The organism is Fluviicola chungangensis (assembly GCF_007558725.1).
GTDB classification, from domain to species: Bacteria; Bacteroidota; Bacteroidia; order Flavobacteriales_D; family Crocinitomicaceae; genus Fluviicola; species Fluviicola chungangensis.
Genome location: NZ_VLPL01000003.1, coordinates 1 through 21,787, shown reverse-complemented (window position 1 = coordinate 21,787; position 21,787 = coordinate 1). Strand labels below are relative to the sequence as shown.

General features: G+C 43.1%; 17 protein-coding genes. 9 read left to right on the top strand and 8 right to left on the bottom strand.

Features of this window, described 5'->3' with window-relative positions; translation table 11 throughout:
* Position 1: 1 nt before the first annotated feature.
* Positions 2–1,048, top strand: a complete 1,047-nt coding sequence (locus FO442_RS06455) for an NAD(P)/FAD-dependent oxidoreductase (protein ID WP_144332346.1) — start codon at positions 2–4, stop codon at positions 1,046–1,048.
* Here the strand turns inward: FO442_RS06455 and FO442_RS06450 are convergent.
* Entirely contained in the window at positions 1,035–3,257 is a 2,223-nt protein-coding gene (locus FO442_RS06450) for a monovalent cation:proton antiporter family protein (RefSeq protein WP_144332345.1), read from the bottom strand. The two genes, FO442_RS06455 and FO442_RS06450, sit on opposite strands and share 14 nt — an antisense overlap.
* A gap of 533 nt (positions 3,258–3,790) precedes the next feature.
* Positions 3,791–4,270, bottom strand: coding sequence for a toxin-antitoxin system YwqK family antitoxin (locus tag FO442_RS06445; protein ID WP_144332344.1), 480 nt, complete (start codon positions 4,268–4,270; stop codon positions 3,791–3,793).
* 236 nt (positions 4,271–4,506) lie between these two features.
* On the opposite strand from FO442_RS06445, the gene FO442_RS06440 reads away from it, so the two are divergent.
* The gene (locus tag FO442_RS06440) at positions 4,507–5,958 is read left to right on the top strand and encodes a hypothetical protein (protein WP_144332343.1); all 1,452 of its coding nucleotides are present in this window, start codon (positions 4,507–4,509) and stop codon (positions 5,956–5,958) included.
* Positions 5,959–6,058: 100 nt separating this feature from the next.
* Here the strand turns inward: FO442_RS06440 and FO442_RS06435 are convergent, their stop codons facing one another.
* From FO442_RS06435 to FO442_RS06415, 5 genes are all read right to left on the bottom strand, one after another.
* Complete coding sequence (locus FO442_RS06435; RefSeq protein ID WP_144332342.1) at positions 6,059–7,558, bottom strand: esterase/lipase family protein; 1,500 nt, start codon at positions 7,556–7,558, stop codon at positions 6,059–6,061.
* Positions 7,559–7,677: 119 nt separating this feature from the next.
* A complete protein-coding gene (locus FO442_RS06430; protein WP_144332341.1) occupies positions 7,678–8,340 on the bottom strand; it encodes a response regulator transcription factor in 663 nt (220 codons plus the stop codon).
* A 24-nt stretch (positions 8,341–8,364) separates the two neighbouring features.
* Entirely contained in the window at positions 8,365–9,138 is a 774-nt protein-coding gene (locus tag FO442_RS06425) for a sensor histidine kinase (protein WP_144332340.1), read from the bottom strand.
* Complete coding sequence (locus FO442_RS06420) at positions 9,135–9,830, bottom strand: hypothetical protein (protein ID WP_144332339.1); 696 nt, start codon at positions 9,828–9,830, stop codon at positions 9,135–9,137. Before FO442_RS06420 ends, FO442_RS06425 begins: the two co-directional genes overlap by 4 nt.
* A 21-nt stretch (positions 9,831–9,851) precedes the next feature.
* Positions 9,852–10,625: a hypothetical protein gene (locus FO442_RS06415; protein ID WP_144332338.1), complete on the bottom strand. Its 774-nt coding sequence runs from the start codon at positions 10,623–10,625 to the stop codon at positions 9,852–9,854.
* A 185-nt stretch (positions 10,626–10,810) separates the two neighbouring features.
* Here FO442_RS06415 and FO442_RS06410 point away from each other — a divergent pair, with 185 nt between their 5' ends.
* A complete protein-coding gene (locus FO442_RS06410) occupies positions 10,811–12,163 on the top strand; it encodes a hypothetical protein (protein ID WP_144332337.1) in 1,353 nt (450 codons plus the stop codon).
* A 261-nt stretch (positions 12,164–12,424) separates the two neighbouring features.
* Here FO442_RS06410 and FO442_RS19035 read toward each other — a convergent pair whose 3' ends face one another.
* Positions 12,425–12,604 (bottom strand): hypothetical protein, encoded by a 180-nt coding sequence (locus FO442_RS19035; protein ID WP_425460001.1) that lies wholly within the window; start codon positions 12,602–12,604, stop codon positions 12,425–12,427.
* A 340-nt stretch (positions 12,605–12,944) separates the two neighbouring features.
* Here FO442_RS19035 and FO442_RS06400 point away from each other — a divergent pair, with 340 nt between their 5' ends.
* Genes FO442_RS06400 through FO442_RS06375 form a run of 6 tightly spaced genes read left to right on the top strand, consistent with a single transcriptional unit; the run spans position 12,945 to position 21,568 of the window.
* Positions 12,945–13,664, top strand: coding sequence for a VIT1/CCC1 transporter family protein (locus FO442_RS06400; protein ID WP_144332336.1), 720 nt, complete (start codon positions 12,945–12,947; stop codon positions 13,662–13,664).
* A 20-nt stretch (positions 13,665–13,684) separates the two neighbouring features.
* Entirely contained in the window at positions 13,685–14,158 is a 474-nt protein-coding gene (locus tag FO442_RS06395) for a hypothetical protein (protein ID WP_144332335.1), read from the top strand.
* On the top strand, positions 14,118–15,080 hold the full coding sequence (locus FO442_RS06390) for a bestrophin family protein (protein WP_246073826.1): 963 nt from the start codon (positions 14,118–14,120) through the stop codon (positions 15,078–15,080). The genes FO442_RS06395 and FO442_RS06390 overlap by 41 nt, the downstream gene beginning before the upstream one ends.
* A 56-nt stretch (positions 15,081–15,136) precedes the next feature.
* Positions 15,137–15,802, top strand: a complete 666-nt coding sequence (locus tag FO442_RS06385) for a response regulator transcription factor (RefSeq protein ID WP_144332334.1) — start codon at positions 15,137–15,139, stop codon at positions 15,800–15,802.
* Complete coding sequence (locus tag FO442_RS06380) at positions 15,799–17,190, top strand: sensor histidine kinase (RefSeq protein ID WP_144332333.1); 1,392 nt, start codon at positions 15,799–15,801, stop codon at positions 17,188–17,190. Before FO442_RS06385 ends, FO442_RS06380 begins: the two co-directional genes overlap by 4 nt.
* 55 nt (positions 17,191–17,245) lie before the next feature.
* A complete protein-coding gene (locus FO442_RS06375) occupies positions 17,246–21,568 on the top strand; it encodes a CusA/CzcA family heavy metal efflux RND transporter (RefSeq protein ID WP_144332332.1) in 4,323 nt (1,440 codons plus the stop codon).
* Positions 21,569–21,787: the final 219 nt, after the last annotated feature.

Below are 21,787 nucleotides of genomic sequence, written 5' to 3'. Positions count from 1 at the left end.
TATGAAAGTATTGGTTGTAGGATGTGGTGTTGCCGGGATTTGTTTAACTCATGAATTGCTCCGGGCAGGATGTGAAGTACAGGTTATTGATAACAACAAAAATGTTTCTTCTGCTGTTGCCGCAGGAATCATCAATCCGCTTGTTTTCAGACGCATGACACTCAGCTGGCGCGTTTCAGAGTTGATCCCTTTTGCTTATTCCAGATATCCTGAAATGGAGCAGCTAACGAACACTTCTTTTTTCCATCCGCTGGTAATCCGCCGTTTGTTTGCATCCGAACAGGAAGCTGAATTTTGGAAGAAAAAACAGGTGCAGGATGACTATTCCGCCTATATGGAACTCCTGACAGAAGAAGACCTGCATTTTCCCCTGGAGCAAAACACCTTTGGGACCGGCCGGGTGAAGCAAGCTTCCTATATCGATACCGACTCTTTTATGCGGGCAAACAAAGATTATTTCCGATCGAAGGGAATGCTTTCGGAGAGCATCTTTGATCACGATGAACTGGACCCGGTCCAAGCGGTTTACAAAGGAATTACTTATGATTACATCCTGTTTGCAGAAGGGAAGGATGGTAAATACAATCCGTTTTTCGCTTACCTGCCTTTACAACAAACAAAAGGCGAAGTACTGACCATTCAATCAGCCACCATTTATTCACAAGAATCATTGAACCGCAAGTGCTTTTTGCTTCCGACCGGAGACAACCTGTTCAAAGTCGGTTCTACCTATACCTGGAATACAGACGATACCGTTCCGACAGAAGAAGGAAAACAAACCATTGCAGCCAATTTAAAATCGATTACATCAGAGCCGTATACCATTGTAGAACACCGGGCCGGAGTTCGCCCGACTGTTCCGGACAGGAGACCCATGCTGGGAAGACACCCGGAATTTCCAAAGATGGTGGTTGCAAACGGATTGGGAACAAAGGGTTATATGCTGGCCCCGCTTTTGATGCATGAACTGGTCAATCACCTGTTAAACGGAACGGAAATCGATGAGGAGTCTCATATCAGCCGCTTTGAATACCTTATGAATTCTTGAGGATGTTGCGCAAATAGATTTGGATCCGCTTGTTCGAACCTACGATCCAGATGACGTCGTCTGCTTCAAACGGGATATCCGGATCGGGGTTTACAATCCGCTGATCATCCCGCTCCAACCCAACAACAATCCCCTTACACATTTCGCGCATCCTGGAATGGCGCATGGTCTGACCGATCAGGTTTGAATCTTCCGGAATGGAGAACGAATGCAATCCAACCTGGGAAGAATCGGTTTTGGATTCGATCTTTGTTTCTGAAATGGTGATGTAATTTTTAAATGCGGTCAGTTGTTCATCCGTCCCGATCACAGAAATGATGTCGTTGGGGTAAAGCACATGGTCCTGTCTCGGAATATTGATCGTATGATCTCCCCGTTCAATAATAACGATGTTGATCCCGAAGGTTTCGCGCAGTTTCATTGCGCTCAAAGGTAAGCCGATAATGGGTGAGCGGGCGTCCAGAATGAAGGTTGTTAAATGGGAATCCCAGGGAGCAAGGTACTGCTTCTCTTTCTGAGCACGTTCGCGTTCGTGCAGATTGAGCAGGAATTGCGATTCGATCCGGCTGTAAAACCGTTTGATCCGATGTCTTTGGGTAATAAAAAACAAGGCGCTCACCAACACCCCGATCAGTGCAGCAAACGGAGAATAATATTTCGCGAAGACAAATCCCACAAAGAAAATGGCCAAGGCAATGCGGGAAATAATTAATGCCAGAAGCGGTCCGCGGTAAATCGGCCTGGTCCAGATACTCGCATAGGATTGTGACGGGCCTCTTCTGAACGCGAGCGCATATAAAAAAGGTGCGATCAGCAATAAGGTCAGGGAAACAATGAACAGGTTCTTCCATTCGCTTTCTTCGAAAAACGGTGCCAAGAAGCGATCTGCCAGGAGAATGATGCTGATGTTGATAACCGAAAAAATCAGGGTGTTGATCAGGTAAAAACGGATCAACTTTTTCCAGTCACTTGCTTCGGTCACCTGCTGCGTTCCCTGACTGTATTTGTACAGGCGGTTCCTCCATTTTACCGGGATATTCAGGGTTACCCAATCCGACATTTTGCCGGAAAGTCCGATCATGTAAGGTGTTGTAAATGTCGTAATGACCGAAACAGCCACTGCAACCGGATAGAGGAAATCACTGGTCACATTCAGGGTTACTCCTAAGGTTGCAATGATGAAGGAGAATTCGCCGATCTGGGAGAGACTCATCCCGGTCTGAATGGCAACTTTAATCGGTTGCCCGGCAAATAGGGCCCCGATGGTTGCAAAAATGGGTTTTCCAATCAGAAGGACGAAGGTTGAAATGATAATCGGAAGTGCATATTGCATCAGCATGTGCGGATCGAGCAACATTCCCACAGAAACAAAGAAAATCGCTCCGAACAGGTTTTTCACGGATTGTACCAACTGCTCGATCTTTTCCACTTTGGGTGTTTCAGCCAGGATGGAACCCATGATGAATGCTCCCAATGCGGGTGAGAAACCGGCTTCGGAAGAAAGCACCACCATCAGGAAACAGAGTGACAGGGACAGAACCAACAAGGTTTCGTCGTTCAGGTATTTCTTTAAGCGTTTGAAGATCGTGGGCAGGAAGAAAATTCCCGAAACGAACCACAATACCAGGAAAAAAATGAGTTTCACAATGGAAAAGATCATTTCTGCTCCCTGAAAGGAGCGGCTGATGGAAACGGTCGATAAAATCACCATTAAGACAACAGCCACCAGGTCTTCGATGATGAGTGCACCCAATACGATGCCGGCAAACTTCTGGCTTTTGACACCCAATTCGTCGAAGGCGCGGAAAATAATGGTCGTTGAGGCGATGCTGAGGATTCCACCCATAAACAAGCTATCCATCATGTTCCAGCCAAGAATGGTTCCTACATTATACCCGATCAGGAAGGTCATTCCAACACCCATTAGGGAAGTAATTACCGCTACGTTCCCTACTTTGAGTAATTTCTTGAAGCTGAATTCGAGTCCCAGTCCGAACAGGAGAAAGATCACACCTATTTCTGCCCAGGTTTTTATTCCATCCGATTCAACTACAGTGGGAAAGAAGTTGAAATAGGGCCCCACCAATACCCCGGCAATGATGTATCCCAGAACAACCGGCTGACGCAACATCTTAAAGATGATGGTCATTACGGCTGCGGCTCCTAAGATGAGGGCCAAATCGATAATTAACTCCGGAACATGTCCCATGAAATTGGTTTTATGATCTACCAAGTTGCGATATTCCTAAAATTAGGAAAAATGACCTTATTCCGGATTAAAATGGGATTAAAAAGGTGTGGAAACTTATCGGAGGTGATGAAAGATCCATTATTTCCAGCTGAGAATCTTCTCTGTTTTATCCTTTTACTCTGTCCGGATGATGTACCATATGATTACTTTGTTGCCTTCTAATTCTTCCTTCGCAGAACTGTGATAGAGGAGTTAATGAAAGGGGTGTGACGAAAAACAGTTATTCATGTTACACTTATGTGCAATAGGGATCGGACTGTGTGCGTTGTGAGTTCGGCCTGAAAAGGTGGTTTCGACTTCGCAGAATTCTCTTTTTCCAGTAAAACGGGCGTTAAATTCATAACATTTTCATACTCTATCCATACAGTACCCATACTCTACCCATACTCTACCCATACTTGAACCAGGGAGTGTGTTTTTTGGCTGAGCCTCATGTCTTTTATTGATTACACTTATGAGAAATTCCGATGTCCCGTAAACCTTTATTTTTTCTACTGTTTTTCCAGCACCCGGTTGATCTCTACTACCGGTTTCCGTGGTTTTGCCGTATCGGGGACGGTCAGCATCCGAATGGTTGGTTTATCGTCGTAGCTGTCTTCTGTGAAGGCGATTTGATTCCCGACCTCATCGAATTGTGTGGTGGAATGGTAATACTGGATTCCGCCGTCGGGAGCATCGCTGTAATACACACTTTTTACCTGTCCATTCGGAAACCAAGTCAACTGAGCGGAAGCATGTCCGCCATAACTTCTCAAATGATAGGAAAACAGTTCTTTCCCCTGGCTGTTGTATCCTTTCAGGTTTCCGTGACGTTTGTCTTTCGTCCAGGTTTCTATGGTGGAAACTGTTCCGTTCTTGTGAAGGCATTTTCTGATGGTCGACCCGTCTTCCTGATTTGATGTTTTGCAATTGAGCTGTGCAAAGAACAACGGGGTTTGAACGAGGATGAGTAAAAGAAGGACTGTTTTCATAGGAGGAGGATGGGCAAATTTGGTGCCAAAAAGACTATCGTCTGACGTATCTTTCTCTTATGATCTTTACTCATTAACAGGTACCGTTTTTCAAACTATTCAAAACTTAGTCACCTTATTTGAGGCTCATGACGTGTTTTGGGCATTTAATGCCCTGCTTTTCCAATTTAGTGCCAATCCCCGCAACGGGGTATGAAAATTATTCTATCTTAGTCCCAACTTAAAGAACACTATTCATGAAAAAGAACACTTTGACCCTAAGTTTAGGATTGCTGACCATTGCGGGTTTGGCGATCCTTACCAATTGCACTTCCGGAACGGAGGAAAAAATCGACAAGACAGGTTACAATGCCAGCAGCTCACCGGATTCTCTTTGTTTGGTCAGTCCGAGTTGGTTTCCGCACAGTCAAACTCCTGCTCCTGAAGAAGGGATCGGAAGTCCATTTGATACTTCGAGTACGACGAACCAGATCTTCCACCAATGGTCCTGGAACAAATTCCTTTGGCTCACCAAACCGGATGCCGGTGGAAATCCTTTGTTTTTGAACCAAGCGAAAGTGAAACAGGTCACTTCTCACATGAACGCTGTCACGGTTCCAAGCGGAACACTGGTGGTTCTCCAGGATACAGCACAGGCCGGATTCCAAAGCGCTGTATTGCAAACAAACCCGGATTACAATAATGGGACCAGTGCAATGGTCTATTATTCCATCCACATGAACCCGACCATGTATACTGCCGGACTCAGCTTCGCGAATCAACTGGAAAGCGGTACATTGCCTGCTTCCAACGATGCTTCCTTCCCGGTCGGATCGTTTGAATTGAAAGTCGCATGGGTTCCGCTTTCCGCGATCCCGGCTTCCAAGCAGAACGATTATTACACCACCACTGCATCGCTTTCTACAAACAACGGTGTTTCTTTCACTAACACGCAGGTTGCTTTAATCGGAATGCACGTCGTGGGTGTGGTTCAAAACCACCCGGAGTTCATCTGGGCAACATTTGAACACGATGATTTGTCACCGGATTACGATTGGACTGCCAATTCTGCAAGTTCCGCTTCCGATCAGCTCTTGTTTAAAAACGGAACGACAACAGGAATTAACGGGATTTTGTACAACACAACAACGAAATTGGGCCAAACGCCTTACCAGGTATTCGACTTGTTCCAATATGGAATTCCGCGCAATCCGGATGGGACATTCATGAACACCTCACAGCAGGAACCGGCAGATTTCCAAAACGTGGATGGCATCAACCAATGTGTGAAGTCTCAATTGAACGACGTGTGGGCCAATTATTTCTACAACGGATCACTCTGGCTGAATACGGACGGGAAAACACCGGCACAGCAAGCGCAATTGATTGACAGCCTGGCAGGAAACATGGGGAACGCCACTCCGGGAAGTTTTGCCCGCGGAAGTTTGAACTGTGCCAATGTGACCATGGAAACGTTTACGCAAACCTTTGAGAGCAGCATGAGCGGAATCGATGTCTCTAACCTGGCAAATTGTTTCTCTTGTCACAGTTCTCAATCATTCGCCCAGAGTTCGAATGTTTCGCCGATCTACCTGAGCCATAGTTTCCAGGATTATTTATCGGAACAACAAGGAAATTCGTTCAAGAAAGCCGAGGCAATCAAGTCTAAAGCTGAACAGCGCGTGATGAAACTTATGAAGAAAAAATAGATTACCTGATAATACTAAAGGCTGTCCGTTTCGGACAGCCTTTTCTTTAACCTGATTTCCTGCCGATGAGGAGTGTTTGGCAGAATCTGCGGATTCAAAACTATTTCACAATCCCATTTCCCGGGTTTACTTTTTTGAAATTCAGGTTTTGCGGACCATCCGTGTTTCTCACTTTCTCAAAGCGGAATACTTCGTTACTCACTACCCGTTGAATGCAAATATCGATCATTGTTGTTGCATTTGGTTGGAAAACCCTATCGAACAACTCTTTGGAAGCGTGGATCTCACACGGTAAATAGCGGATAAATCCGTCGTCCGGACGCGGTCGGATGATCAATCCCAATTCATTGATCCCTTTCATTTCATCCAGTTTAACTCCATTTACGGTCATCGCTTTTCTTCCATGAAGCACATCGTAATTGAAGAAATAGGTGACTGTTGATTTATTGACCTGGTTACATTGTCTGTCGGCAAAAAAACCAACGGGTAAAGCATTCGGATCGTGGTTCGCTCCTGTGAGGATCAGATCGAAATCGGTCACCGGATGTCCCTCCGAATCAACTAAACGGAACAAAATCATGGAGTACCGGTCATGGATATAGTATTTCTTCCCGAACAAGCGTTTGTCTTCTTCGACCAGTCCTTTCAACTGCACATCTGCTGTTTCATTGGCAAAATCTGCTGTCAGTTTTTTATAGTCCGCATCCGTTGTCACCCCGATACAGCGGAAAATGGCATTCACTACTTCGGTTCCTTTCGGGTCTTTCGGATCCTTCAGCGGACTGCGCATAATTCCCATTTCTGCACCGGAGTGTGATTTATAGGTCATCACCCGGAAAGGTGTTGGAGGAGCTTCTCTAAAATCGGAAATTTCGAGCTTATTCGCCTGCCAGGTTCCACCGACCAATTTGGGTGTTTCCTGTTTGAGTTTTACATACCGGCCATTTTGATTGGCTGCTGCAACACGCACAACTCCATCACTTCCCAATTCGCCGGTGTAGGAATTCAAATGATCATACAACTTGCGGTCTATGTCCTGCCCGATTAATGAGAACGGGAAAATTCCATTCGGCCCGATGTGTTTTTGACCGTTCAGGGTCCAGTCTTTATTGAGTTTCCAGGCGTCACTGCTTCCCAATTCCAGCCAATTCAGCACGCGTTGTCCGGGTTCTACTCCATCAAACCACGATTTGATGCGGCTTAAGCGACTTTTCCCCAATTGTGCCAGTGCAGAGCCGTAATTGGCCGGTGCAAGCATTACCAAATGGGACATCGGACAGGTCTTCCGATCTTTGTAATAGTTGTTCCACCAGGTCCGTACGACCGGCCCGCCGGTTGAATGTGTGATACACGCAAAGCGTTCTCCTGCGACCAAATTCGGGATGAGTTGTTCCTGCACAGCCTGTTCCATTGCACGTGCAATATCTTCCAAGCGCACTTCGTCGTTGAAACTGATGTAGCGTCCTAAAAAGATGTGTTCGATTTTGAGTTGGTAACCGTAGTTCCCGGCTTCCTGCATTAAGCGCAAAGGCATTTCTCCGTAAGTGTCGAGGTTTGTGACACTGTATCCGTGCACAAATGCAAGGGTTAATGTTTTCATTGTAAATAGTTTAAGGTAATGACTGAAAATTAATTGTTTTTTTTGATTCCGTGATTCGAATACAAAAATAGTGATGCAGGTCGTAAAGGATTTACGGGGAACAGGATGCGTTCAACCTTTCAGAGCTCATCAAACAACTGATGCTTCAGGACAAAGAGTACCAATCCGGTTTTGGATTTGATGGCGAACTTATCGAAGATTGCTTCCCGGTAGCCATCCACCGTGCGTGAACTTACCTGCATTTGATCCGCAATCTGGTCGTAGGTATATTCGTATTCGTGGCACACCCATTTGAGAAATTCGCGTTCCCGGTCAGTCAGTTGAGCCAGGATCCGTTCTTTTTCGGAAAGCCGGGTTGTTTCGACTTCCGTTCTTAAAGAGAGGGCCAGGAATTCATTGTGGTAATAACCTGTTGCCAGGATGGAATCCAATGCATTTTTCAGCATTTCCGCGCTGCAATTCTTTTTCAGGAATCCGCGAACCCCGTTCCGGAACAGGCGTATAATGGTTTGTTCATCACTATCCAGGGTTAAAATGAGGATTTTTTGTGCTTGTTCCAAAGTCATTATGTGTTCCACCAATTCGAACCCACTCATTCCGGGCATGTTTAAATCGACAATGACCAGGTCGGGTTTCTGAAGCACAGGGAAATTCTCCAGGAATGCATTCCCGGAATCAAACTGTGCCGTTACGGAGTAAGGGCCTAATTTTTCGATGAGTTCTTTTAAACCGTTCCGTACAATGGTGTGGTCGTCAATCAGAACAATACTTCGGTTTTTCATGAGCAGCGGTGCGTTAAAATCATCCTAATGTGGCGATTTTTTCAGAATAAAGCACGTTCCTTCGCCTGATTTTGTTTGAATTTCGCAATCCAGCTGTGCCAGGGCAGCCCGTTTCAGGATATTCCGAAGACCCGAACCTTTATTTTGTTTCAGTACTTCCTGGTAATCAAACCCCTTTCCGTCATCCCTGATTTCGAGTTGAAACAGGTCGGAATCAGTTTTCAGATGAATGGATACATTCTTTGCCCCGGAATGCTTCATCACATTTTGAAGGATTTCCTGGAAAATCCGGAACACCATCAATTCCTCCTCTTTTTTCAAAACCGATACGAAGTTTCCGGCTTCCAAGTGAACTTTGAACCGGCGCAAATTGTTCATCCTGTTTACTTCCATCTGAATGGCAGAAAGCAATCCACTGTGGGCGATAAAGTCGGTATTGAACGTTTTGCTTAACAAGCGTAATTGCTGTGTCACTTCATTGAGATAGATTTCCAGTGGCTTGAATTCGTCCTGGCTGCCCGGATCGTCCAATTTCCGGTTTTCAATCTCGATATGCATGGCGGTGAGCAACTGCCCGATGTTGTCGTGGAGCTCGTTGGCAAACTGTCCCATGACATGTTCACTGACCTCCGTTTCCACCAGGCGTAATTCGCGTTCGAATGCCAGTTTTGTTTCCGTCAGGATTTGTTCCTGGCGCATCCGTTGTCTGCCTGCCATAAAAAAAGTAATTGTAATTCCGGCGATGAGCAGCAAAATGAGCAGTGTAGCGGAAACAATACTTAGAATAATATCATTCATGGGTGGATTGTTTGTTTTTTAGTATTTCGATAGATCATCCAGCACGCAAGAGCTAATAAGAAATACCTGACATTTGCCAGTACACCACTGATCAGGTAATATAAAAAGGTATTGATCGCAGGGTTTGTGCGTTCCAGGTAATTCATCATGGAAACATAAGGCACGCTGCAGGCAAAATAGAGCAGGATACCCAAACATGCCCATTTCTCAGGTGACTTCCAGAATGCAGTACTTGTGGTTTGTCCGAAGTTGTAAAGGACCACTGAAAAAACCAGTGTAATTCCGATACAGGCAGTCACGTCTGCATAATTGAGGTAAGTTCCGAATCCCTGACCGCTGCCCTGCACTCCAAAAACGAGCAGGAAAAGAGAAAATGCTCCGATTACCAGCGGTGTTCGAAGCATTTTCGGCAATACACACCAAGCCGCTGCGAGCAGGATTCCTGTTTCAATGAGCATGTGAATATTCATGAGCCACTGATTGTTTATGGGTAAATGATGCGCGTGCTGGTAGCTAGTAATGACGTGTGAACATGCGTAAAACAAACTCCAGACCATTACTTGCAGCAGAAGCACCCGGAAAAACCGGTCCATCTTGCGAAAAGCAAGGATTCCAAAAAAGAGGGCCAATGAGATACATGAGATTTCAGTGAAAAGCGTAAGCATGTCGGTATGAATGTAATCGAGTGACATGCTAATATACTATTTACAGGCTTATGCTTTATCCAGGTCACTGATTATTCTGCACCCTGGAGGGCATAAATGCGAACGATTGGCATAATTCCCGTGAAAGGTTGGATATATAGCTCCAATTTCCGTTTCAGCAGCCATGAGTAACAGAGAATGCTTGATCAACAGATTTCCAGTGGCTTTGTCCTTTGGTAAAGCATTGGTGATTGTCACATAGTTTTCATTATATGTCAAACTATCAAAAATCATAGTATAGATGGTTTGAAAAGGATAAGTTACAGATTCAACATCAGCTCCAGACGAAAAATTTCCAAATGAACCCGCAAGAGTTGGTTTAACATAAATATTTGTTCTGTATTCTATATCAACTCCCGAAGCAACTCCTTCAATAAACACCTCATTTTGATGATCATACATATATCTTCCAAGTTCAGTTACCTGAAAATTCACCCCTCCGTCCGTTGATTTTAAGTACAGAGGTGAGAAAAAAAGTTCCTGGGAATAACCAGAAGCACCGTGGTGAATTCTCAGAGCAGTGAGGTAAACATCTCCATTTGAGTACTTACTTGATGCTTTTTGATACAGGTCTTTCAAAGCCGTATTTTTTATCCCCATCGCAATAACGTCCAGATAGTTATTATCCTTCCATTTAAAATGCGAGCGAAAATCAACGATCTGGGGCATTGGATTTGTAGTAGGAACCACTGCCGGTTCCATATCTAAAAGAAACTCATTTCCCATCCCATTCAAAAAAGGAAATTTAGCTACTAGCTGAGTAATTGGTGTTGGTCTAGACATAATATCATAATTTAAGTTTAAGTGCAAAACTCCACATTAAATCCTTTATGCGCAAGTTTTTAAGCAGGGACTTCCTGCAAAACAGGACCGGGAAAAATACGGGGAGGTTTTGTGGGAAGGGCTCTTTTTGAATGTTCGAAAAAAGAAAATCTTTGTCGCAATTATTTACTGAAAAACAGCGACTTATGAAAACAATTGAAAACAAACCGATAATAATCGGGAAAAAGTACGATTTATTCAATCAATCCTTTAGTGGCATTAATCTTGCCATTATCTTTTCAATACTTGCCTTTCTTTCACAGGGACAAAAGATAACATACGACTCAATTCCAGGAAAATTTACCCACAAACGAATTACAGGGCTAAGTAATCAATCTGTAAATCATAAAAGTAATTACCTGATTCGTTTAGATGATTTCAATACAGCCCTATACAAAGTACAGTTTAAGTTCAATGATTTTGACTGGGAGACGGAACCACCAGCAATTCTGGAGCAGTATCTCCACGGACTCGAAAGCATCACTTTGTCTGATAAAGCACTATTTGAGGACAAACGATTTAGGGCTTTGGTAGATTTTAAAGATTCTTCTATTCAAGAAGCAGATCTTGTAGAAAAATTGAATAAAATAATTCGATTTATTGATGAATATCCGAATACTATTAAAGATATAAAGTTAGATGAGATGACTTTAATAAAGGATGCTTCAGAAAAAGGATTAAAAGATCTAGGTTTTAAATCAACCGATTATTCGGAAGAATTAAATGAATTTCAAAACGATATTTTTTATGTTAAAGGACTCTATAATGCTCTTAAAGAGTTCAACGCGGAGTCTCCCAACAGTAAGTTTGAGTATGTTCAAACGTTAGCCAGTATGGAAGGTGTAATAAATAAATTAAACTCCAAAAACTATCCAAAACTGCTTAGCTATATTATTTCCTTCGCAAAAGAAGCACCGAAAAATTACGCAAAATCGGATATCCACTTCCCGGAGAAAGAAGTAACTACTTTGCAAATTATTGTAATAAATCGATTTGATCCGACTGATACGATTTGTAATTACTCAACTGACATCTACAGAACCGGTGTTTTCAAAATCGATTTCTCTACGGGGATTGGAGTGAATTCTTTGGTAAAACCAACTTATTCCATGGCAAATAACGGTTCTCCCTACATCCATAAAGAAAATGGCCGCGATGCTGATTTGAGCGTGATGGCTTTGTTACATGCGAACTGGAGACTAAGCAGAAATTTCACCTTCGGACCAACTGCAGGAGTTTCGGTTTCAACCTTTGATGCCAATACAGGCTTTGTTTTGGGTATCAGTGGATCCTTCGGAACCCGAAATACGATCAGCCTTTCTACCGGGGGAATTATGGGTAAATCGTATAAACTGTCAAGCAGGGTTTCAAGCGATGGAAATAAAGCAGATATCCCTCTTGAAAGCGGAATGACCGAAGTTCCAAAAGTGGATGCGGTGAATTATGGCTGGTTTGTGAGCGTCACCTACAATTTAACGCGAATCAAAAAGAAACCGTAATCACTATTGAAAGATCGGAGCTTCGGAGATTTGTTCGTTTAATCATTGGTATAACTCATCTGAATTTCGTAACTTATACCTATGGAATATATCCTGAAATATTTTTTTGATTCGTCCTTTCGGAAGAAAATCATGCGGGTGATTAATCGCAGAGGAATTGCCTTATTATTATCCCTCTTATTGGGATTTCAGTAAATGAGAGAACGGTAACGGAAGGCTGATCGTTTGGACAGCCTTCTTTTTTAGCAGCGGGGACACAACTTACCGACGATCATTTCCTGCGTTGAAAATAATATCGGCACAAACTTCTCGTCGTGTCAAAAATGAAGCACAAAAAAGGGGGAAACCGTTCACTGCATTGAATCCTTTCGGACCTTCTTCCAAATTGAAGTTTACCTCCTGTGCTAACATCGTTAATGAAACCAAAGCCTTTTGTCTCATTGAAGAGTTTTACTGTTCCTTCTTGCATTTTACTTAAGTATTAATTTGAAATAGGCTTTGTGAAGGAGTTTAAACAACATGAAATCAAATAGGGATCATTTTCCTTTCGATTTGAATTTTAACACTTCGTAGATTCGAAAAGTTCAACATCTAACTAATAATCGCTTTGAAGTCGGAAATTGAATAAACTAACTGATTTATATCATTGTAGAAATGATTTATTCCGGATATCCTTGCATATTAAATTCCTTTTCCAATTTAAAACGTAATGTTAGAAATCAGCTAAATATAGCTAAGGAAGATATGGAGTAACCCTATCATTCATGAATTTGCAGAAATTATGAAAAAGAAATCTGAATTACTGACAATTGACAACTATTTGGATAATCACTTTATTCATCGCAGTAATTGGTTAAGAGCAACTGTTTTGGGTGCAAATGATGGGATTATTTCATTATCCAGTCTTGCAATAGGAGTTGCAACAGCAAGTGACTCAAGAGGACCTATTGTTTTGGCAGCTGTAGCCGGTTTGGTAGCCGGAGCTTTATCTATGGCTGCCGGCGAATATGTTTCTGTAAGTTCTCAAACCGATACCGAAAAGGCAGATATTGAACGGGAAATTGTAGAACTGAAGGAAATGCCGGAACAGGAATTGAATATTTTAGCTCAGATTTATGAAAAGAGAGGATTAAAAAAGGAAACCGCTATGCAGGTTGCTATGGAGTTGACGGAGCACAATGCGCTGGATGCTCATGTAAGAGATGAATTAGGAATAAATGAGGTAAGTCAAGCCAAACCAATACAGGCAGCCATGGCATCGTGCGGAGCGTTTTCAATCGGAGGAGCTTTACCGTTATTGGTTGTTTTGTTTGCTCCAGTTCAAGTTATGGAATATTGGCTATATGGTTTTACCATCTTGTTCCTGGCTATCTTGGGAATAATTTCGGCAAGAACAGGTGGTTCAAAAGTACCGAAGGCTGTCTTGAGAATTACTATTTGGGGAACGCTGGCGATGGGTTTGTCCGCATTAGTAGGTTATCTCTTCGGGGTGAATGTTTAATAACTTAAAATTGGATTATTATGAATGGTGCACATTTTCATTTGGTGGTAAATCATTTACCGTTAATCTTTCCGCTGGTCGGAGCAATTGTTTTGTTGACAGGAGTTCTTTCCCGTTCCGAAGCGATTAAACGAACCGGTTATTTTGTTTTTATTTTAGGTTCCATTACTACCCTTTTGGCGATGTCGAGCGGTGAAGGAGCAGAAGAAGTGGTCGAAGAGATCAAAGGGATTTCAGGCAAGTTCATTCACGAACACGAAGAAAAAGCGGAACTATTTGCCTTATTATCTTATGGTCTTGGATTACTTTCATTGGTTTCACTTTGGCTTAGCTGGAAACAAAAGCCGCTCTCCAAACCGGCAAGTTTTGTTATTTTGATTTGTTCGTTCGCCGTGTTGTTCTTCGCAAAGCAAACCGGTACTTCCGGAGGTGAAATTCGTCATACGGAAATCCGTGAAAATAGTGCTGCCACCTCAGATGAATCTCATCAATGAAAACAGGATGATCGTAACAGAAAGCCAAGGAGTTAAACACCTGTTAAAAATAGCAGTTCCCTACCTGCTTTTTTCTTGCATTTATGCCGGCATTATTCTGGGGATAGAAGAATTTGCAGGAGATCAGATTTACCAAATTCCAACTCAAATAGGCTCTGTCTTCGGATTGGCGATTGCATTTTTCCTGGGATTCAGAATGAATTCTGCTTATGACCGCTGGTGGGAAGCACGAAAAATATTCGGGGAACTGACCAATAATACCCGAAGTTTTGTGACAAAGATTTATGTCTATTATGGAAATGAGAATAACGTTACGAACTCATCGGACGGTCCAACAGGTCAAAAAGCGAGTGATCTAATTTCACTCACCATTGAATATGTCCGTCAACTTAAACGAGAAATGCACAATCAAAAGGAACCTTCTTTTGAAGAGGAAACAGTTGCGTTTTTTAGCAAGTACGGTATCAATCTGAAGAATAAAGTCTCCAATGAGTTACTAGTAGCAATAACTCAAATAATTGAAGGTGATTTTTCTCCGAAAGCGGGACTCGAAAAAAACGATTTGATGCAACACATGAATCGTTTCTATGAAATTCAGGGGAAAGCGGAGCGAATTAAAAACACCCCGTTTTTGATGATTTACAGCGCTTTCACGCGGATTATTGTTACCGTATACATCTTGTTAATTCCCTTATTTATTGGGGATATTGACTTAGGGGGAGAAAAAAGCAATTTGGAGTTACTCGCGATTCCAATCATGGTGATCATAAGCACCGTCTTTTTAACAGTTAATAAATTGGCCAATTTGTTCGGCGAACCCTTTTCGGAGTCTGCAACATCTGTTAGTATAGATCAGATTTGTCAGACGATTGAAAATAATTGCCTGGAAATAAAGCAGAAAACAATCGGTTTGAATTCTTAAGCAAACTTTAAGAATTGACTATTGAACGACTGGTATATTTTTTAAATCTTTGCAGCATGAGGTTATTAGTCGTTGAAGATGAGATCGGTATTGCCAATTTCCTGAAACAGGGATTGGAAGAAGAGTCTTTTGCCGTGGATGTATGTCATACGGGCAATGAGGGACTGGATCTGGCGCTTTCAGGCGAATACGACCTGCTGCTCCTGGATTGGATGATTCCGGGGAAAAGCGGCATTGAAATTTGCACGGAATTCCGAAAACATTTTAAAACCACACCGATTATTTTTCTGACAGCTAAAGATACGCTTCAGGAAACTATTTTCGGGTTACAGAACGGAGCAAACGACTATATTAAGAAACCTTTTCATTTCGAGGAATTGTTAGAACGTATCCGCGTACAGTTGCGTCCGAAATCCGGAGAGACCAATCAGCTGACGCTCGGACCGTTAACGATTGATTTATCAGCCCATACCGTATTTAAAAACGGAACCGAAATCACGTTGACTCAAAAAGAATTTGCTTTGCTGGAAATGCTGATCCGGAACAAAGGAATGGTTTGTACTAGAACCCGAATCATTGAAAGTGTCTGGGATATTCATTTTGAATACAATACCGGTGTCATCGATGTGTATATCAATGCTCTCCGGAAAAAATTGCAACTCGGAGAACATGAAAACTACATTCAAACCATTCGCGGGGTCGGATACATTGCCAAAGAATGATGAGTTTCAGAAGGAGAATAGCAACCCGTTTTATGCTGGCTACGGCTTTGGTTATCCTCATTGTATTCGGGACGGTTTATTTCATTGTAAGGGAAACAATCTATACCAACCTGGACAAAGATTTAACGTTTGAATCTTATAAACACCTCGCTGAGGTCGAATTAACATCCCGTTCTATCCGTTTTATCAACGAGAAAGAAATGGAAGAAGCAGAACACCAGGAAGTTCAGGTAAATCCGGTTTTTATTCAGATTGTTGACCGAAACGGAAACCTGCTCGCAAAATCACCAAATTTAAAAGGGCAACACCTTGTATTCCAACAGGAACAAGCAAACGACCGGCATTTCAATACCCAATTGAACCGACGAAATATACGCCAGGTACAAATTCCAATCATCCGGAACGGATCTGTAAAAGGATTTATCGTAGCTGCGATGTCGATGGATGCTTCTTTAACCGTGCTCAAAAACCTGGGGACTGTTCTGATGATACTATTTCCAGTTATTCTGATCGGTTTGTTCTTTATTACCTCTTATCTGGCAGGAAAAAGTATTGTTCCGGTTGTTGCAATCAGTGAGACAACAAACAGGATTACCCGTACCAATTTGAATGAAAGGGTAACGCTTCCGGCAAGTAAAGATGAGTTATACGATTTGTCTTATTCGATCAATAGCCTGTTGGATCGCATAGAAGATGCCGTGCACCGGGAACAGCAATTTACTTCGGATGCTTCCCATGAATTGAGGACTCCGCTTGCTGTTTTAAGGGGAACTTTAGAGGTGCTGATCCGAAAACCACGTGACCAGGAAGAATACGAATCAAAAATTCAATATTCCCTGAAGGAAATAGACCGAATGACTGCGGTAATCGACCAATTATTGGAAATTGCCCGTTTTGATACTAACCCGGAACTCACGATCAATACATCCGTTGAAATGGACTTACTGCTGGCAGAAGTATTGGCACACAGGCATCCAGACATTATTGCTAAAGAATTACAGATCATTAAACAGGATAATTGCGACGGTTCTGTCTCTATTCACCGTTTTTACGGTCGCCTGATCCTGGATAACATTGTTGGAAATGCCATCAAGTATTCCAAACAAGGAGGGCAAATTCTTATCCGGACTTTTGAAGAGAAAGGTGGAATCTATTGTGAAATAACTGATTCAGGAATTGGAATACGACCCGAAGATATTCCCCAATTATTCAACCCGTTTTTTCGTTCCGATGCCCTTAATCACAAGGAAATCAACGGGACCGGCCTAGGGCTTTCAATCGCCGGTAAAGCAGCTGCTAAAATTGGTGCAACCATCACGATCTCAAGTGAATTGGATCAAGGAACGTCGGTAAAGATCTATTTTAAGGAGATCTTAAGAAAGTCCTAAGAAAGCCTTTAGAAACCCATTCTACTTTTGATGCCAGATACCAAAGGTCATCCACATGTTAGAAAAAATCATTCAATACAGTATCCGGCACAAACTAGTTGTCATCCTTTTTACAGCAGCAATTGTAGGATCAGGTATTTACTCGTTGATGAATATCCCTATCGGAGCAGTTCCGGACATTACCAATAACCAGGTTCAGGTCATCACTACTTCCAGAAACCTTGCCACCCAGGATGTGGAAAAATTTCTGACCTACCCCGTCGAACTGGAAATGGCGAATCTTCCGAATGTGAAGGAAATCCGGTCGATTTCAAAATTCGGACTGTCGGTTGTGACGATCATCTTCGACGATGAAATGGGGACTTACCTACCCAGACAATTGATTGCAGAGAAGATTAAAAGTGCTGAAGAGAAAATCCCGGCAGGGTTTGGGAAGCCATTTATGGGACCGATCACAACAGGTTTGGGAGAAATCTACCAATATACCATTGATGTGGATTCTACATACCGTGACCGATATTCAATTACTGACTTGAGAACGATCCAAGACTGGATTGTCAGACGACAGCTTTCCGGCATTCCCGGGGTAGTAGAAGTAAACACCTGGGGAGGAAACCTGAAACAATACGAAGTGGCGATTAACCCGGAACGGTTGCGTTCCATGGGCATTTCCGTCTCGGAAGTGTTTACTGCCCTGGAAAACAATAACAGTGTTGCCGGGGGAAGCTACATTGAAAAAGGTAATGAAAGCTATTTTATCCGGGGAGAAGGACTGACAAGCTCGCTGGAGGACATTCGCAACGTAGTTGTTTCCAATCGGGACGGAATTCCTGTTTATATCCGCGATGTAGCAACCGTAGGTTATGGTGCGGCGAATCGTTTCGGTGCAATTACCGCAAACGGACAAGGTGAGAAGGTGCTGGGACAGGTCATGATGCTAAAAGGAGCCGATTCCAAAAAAGTGATTGATGCAGTGAAACATCGTGTTGCTGAAATACAAGGAGGACTGCCCAAAGGAATCCGGATCAACCCCTTTCTTGAACGCAGTGAACTGATTGCCAAAACAACCTTTACAGTGGGAGAAAACCTGGTGTTAGGGTGCCTGATCGTTATTTTTGTTGTGATCTTACTGTTAGGAAATGTGCGTTCCGGTTTGGTGGTCGCTTCCGTGATCCCCTTGTGTTTATTCTTTGCATTGACACTTATGTATCTGTTCGGAGTAGATGCCAACCTGATGAGCCTCGGGGCAATTGATTTCGGGATCATCATCGACGGAGCCGTGATCATTGTAGAATTCATTGCATACAAGATCACTTCCGAGCGAGGAATCATCCAAACACTTCCACGGGAAGAGCGCCGTGGATTCATCGACAAGATCACCTTCTTAGGGACTACTAAAATGATGCGTTCCGCCATTTTCGGGCAAATCATCATTATCATCGTATTCATTCCGATTCTTTCCCTGATCAATGTAGAAGGGAAAATGTTCCGTCCGATGGCATTGGTATTTTGTTTTGCGCTGATCGGAGCCATGATCTTTTGTTTCACCTATGTTCCTGTAATGGCTGCTTTATTCCTAAAGCCTTCCAACCCGGAAAAGAAAAACATTTCCAACCGGCTGATTCGATTCCTGGAAGGTATCTATAGACCGCTGATCGTTTGGGCTTTGCGAAATAAAAAGATCGTTTTGGGAAGTGCTTCGGTCTTGTTAATCCTGGTATTCTTCTTATTCGGAAGAATGGGCGGCGAATTTGTTCCAACGCTGGATGAAGGTGACTTAGTGATTCAGCCCATATTGAAGACCGGGACATCTCTTTCCAAAACCATCGAAACAACGACCCAAATGGAACAGATCCTGCGGTCATTCCCGGAGGTGGAACAAGTTGTTTCACGTATCGGTGCAGCTGAAATCCCAACAGATCCGATGTCGATGGAAGAAAGTGACGTGATCGTGAAACTGAAACCGAAAAGTGAATGGGTTACGGCACACTCGAAAGACGAATTAACCGATGCATTCAAACAAGCCCTGATGGATATTCCCGGGATTGATTATGAATTTACTCAACCGATAGAAATGCGTTTTAATGAGCTGGTAACCGGTGTACGGGCAGATTTGGCTATCAAGATTTTCGGAGAAAATATGGATGTTCTTTACCAGAAAGCCCTGGAAGTAGAACGGGCGATCCGCAAAGTACCCGGTGCTTCGGATATTTCGGTTGAAAAAGTAGCAGGACTTCCTCAAATGAGTGTCAGATACGATCGCGCAAAAATTGCAAAATACGGGTTGAATATTGCCGAGTTGAATAAAATTCTGACAACGGGCTTCGGAGGATATACTACCGGGATGGTTTTCGAAGGTGAAAAACAATTCGACCTGGTAGTTCGCTTTGACAAAGCTCATCGGAAGGATCTGTCTCATTTGCAAACCACTTCGATTCTGCTACCTGACGGAACCAGTCTGCCTTTCAGCGAATTTGCCGAAATCACCTATACAAAAGGTCCGGCAAAAATCTCCCGCGACAACACCAAGAGACGGATTGTAATCGGGGTCAATGTCCGGAATCGCGATTTGGAATCGGTCGTGAAAGACGTACAGCAAATCATCGGTTCCAAGATCAAATTACCTGCGGGTTATTCAGTTGACTACGGCGGACAATTCGAAAACCTCCGTTCAGCAAGGAATCGCCTGATGGTTGCCGTACCGATTGCCCTGGTATTGATTTTCCTCCTATTGTACTTTGCTTTCAACTCAATCAAAGAAGCATTGATGATTTATAGCGCCATTCCGCTTTCCGCAGTAGGAGGAGTACTCTTCCTGTATTTCAGGAATTTACCTTTCAGTATTTCTGCGGGAGTAGGTTTTATTGCTCTTTTTGGAATTGCGGTACTGAACGGAATCGTGTTGATTGAGCAATTCAAAGAACTCAAGGAACACGGAGTGACCAATATCAATAAACGTATTTTGCAGGGAACACAACAACGATTGAGACCGGTATTATTAACAGCAGCAGCAGCGGCTCTCGGTTTTCTTCCGATGGCTGTTTCAACCAACGCCGGTGCGGAAGTGCAACGCCCTTTGGCTACAGTTGTTATCGGAGGATTGATTACAGCAACTTTGCTTACTCTGGTCGTGCTTCCGGTTCTCTATGCGTTGTTTGATAAAAAAACGAAGCCCTTAAAACCGGCAAATCACGAGTTGAAAACCCTTGGAATCATCGGCATGCTGTTTTTTATTCCGCTTGCAGGAAATGCACAACACACTCCTGTTTCGCTGAAACAAGCAATCGACTTAAGTCTTCAACGCAATCATCAATTGAAAGCCAATAACAATCAAGTACTGGTAAGTCATCAATTGGGAAAGACCGCTTTTGATCCCGGAAAAACAGATGTCTATTACAGTTTTGATCAAAACAACATTGCTCCGAATAATCGGGCACTGCATGTTTTCGGAATTAGCCAAACAGTCAAACTACCGGGTTATTATGGTATGCAAAGAGCCACTTTGCAGACGAAAGAACAGATAGCGCGTTCGGTTGCCGGGCAAACGGAATTGCGCCTGCGAAAAGAAGTCACCACTGCTTATCAATCCATTTTGTTCTGGCGCGCAATGGTTAAAAACTACACGTATTTAGATAGCATTTACAAGCATTTCTCTTCAGCAGCCACGCGTAAGCTGGAAGCCGGAGAGTCTAATTCACTGGAGGCATTAACGGCTCAAACCAAACAACAGGAAATCGGGATTCAGTTGAATCAGAGCAGGTTGAACGAGGAGCGCGCAATCATTCAGTTCAATAAATGGATTCAATCCGACAGCTTGTACACGGCTCAGTTAGAAGAATTGCAACCCATGCTGATTCAGGGACTTGATACCGCTTCGAATCCGGCTTTAAATTACATGCAGCTAAACTCCCTACTGGCTGAGCAATCCCTGAAATTAAACAAACAGGCGCTGCTGCCCGATTTGAAGTTCGGCATTTTCCAGGGAACAAACAATGGAACCGGAACGACCCGTTACCTGGGAATGCAAGCGGGTTTGGCAATTCCTTTATTCTTTGGTGCCGATAAAGCACGTATTACTGCTGCTAAAACAGAACTGCTTGTACGTGAAGACGAATACGCCGATTACCGCATCCGTTTACTGGCAGATTATCAATCGCTGCTTGCGGATGCAGAAACTTATTTGGATGGAATTCGATATTACAGGGAAACCGGAGAGAAATTAGCCGCAGAGACTTTCACGAGTGCTTCCAAATCGTATGAAAGCGGTGAGATTGATTTTTTACAATATACCCTTTTGATCGAGCGGGCAACTGCCATTCAGACCACTTATCTGCACAACCTGTATTTCTATAACATGACTGTTACGGAATCATCATAGATAGAGAAGAATATTATCCTTTCGGTGATACCTCTTTACGCACCTTTTCGAAAAAAAGATATCGCTATTCAAGTAAGGAGAAAGATGCAGAGAGTGTGTAACCTTCCCCGTTTTCAGACAATGATTAAATATAATTATTCTGTTTTACTTTTTCCAATCTATTACTTCCCTTAAACAACCAGGGGCTTTGCCCCGCTAAAGATTTGTGTGGATGATTTG

Excerpts from the sequence above, each read along its gene's own strand:
- FO442_RS06455 (WP_144332346.1), top strand. The coding sequence starts at position 2 with ATGAAAGTATTGGTTGTAGGATGTGGTGTTGCCGGGATTTGTTTAACT.
- FO442_RS06450 (WP_144332345.1), bottom strand. The coding sequence starts at position 3,257 with ATGGGACATGTTCCGGAGTTAATTATCGATTTGGCCCTCATCTTAGGA.
- FO442_RS06445 (WP_144332344.1), bottom strand. The coding sequence starts at position 4,270 with ATGAAAACAGTCCTTCTTTTACTCATCCTCGTTCAAACCCCGTTGTTC.
- FO442_RS06440 (WP_144332343.1), top strand. The coding sequence starts at position 4,507 with ATGAAAAAGAACACTTTGACCCTAAGTTTAGGATTGCTGACCATTGCG.
- FO442_RS06435 (WP_144332342.1), bottom strand. The coding sequence starts at position 7,558 with ATGAAAACATTAACCCTTGCATTTGTGCACGGATACAGTGTCACAAAC.
- FO442_RS06430 (WP_144332341.1), bottom strand. The coding sequence starts at position 8,340 with ATGAAAAACCGAAGTATTGTTCTGATTGACGACCACACCATTGTACGG.
- FO442_RS06425 (WP_144332340.1), bottom strand. The coding sequence starts at position 9,138 with ATGAATGATATTATTCTAAGTATTGTTTCCGCTACACTGCTCATTTTG.
- FO442_RS06420 (WP_144332339.1), bottom strand. The coding sequence starts at position 9,830 with ATGTCACTCGATTACATTCATACCGACATGCTTACGCTTTTCACTGAA.
- FO442_RS06415 (WP_144332338.1), bottom strand. The coding sequence starts at position 10,625 with ATGTCTAGACCAACACCAATTACTCAGCTAGTAGCTAAATTTCCTTTT.
- FO442_RS06410 (WP_144332337.1), top strand. The coding sequence starts at position 10,811 with ATGAAAACAATTGAAAACAAACCGATAATAATCGGGAAAAAGTACGAT.
- FO442_RS19035 (WP_425460001.1), bottom strand. The coding sequence starts at position 12,604 with ATGAGACAAAAGGCTTTGGTTTCATTAACGATGTTAGCACAGGAGGTA.
- FO442_RS06400 (WP_144332336.1), top strand. The coding sequence starts at position 12,945 with ATGAAAAAGAAATCTGAATTACTGACAATTGACAACTATTTGGATAAT.
- FO442_RS06395 (WP_144332335.1), top strand. The coding sequence starts at position 13,685 with ATGAATGGTGCACATTTTCATTTGGTGGTAAATCATTTACCGTTAATC.
- FO442_RS06385 (WP_144332334.1), top strand. The coding sequence starts at position 15,137 with ATGAGGTTATTAGTCGTTGAAGATGAGATCGGTATTGCCAATTTCCTG.
- FO442_RS06380 (WP_144332333.1), top strand. The coding sequence starts at position 15,799 with ATGATGAGTTTCAGAAGGAGAATAGCAACCCGTTTTATGCTGGCTACG.
- FO442_RS06375 (WP_144332332.1), top strand. The coding sequence starts at position 17,246 with ATGTTAGAAAAAATCATTCAATACAGTATCCGGCACAAACTAGTTGTC.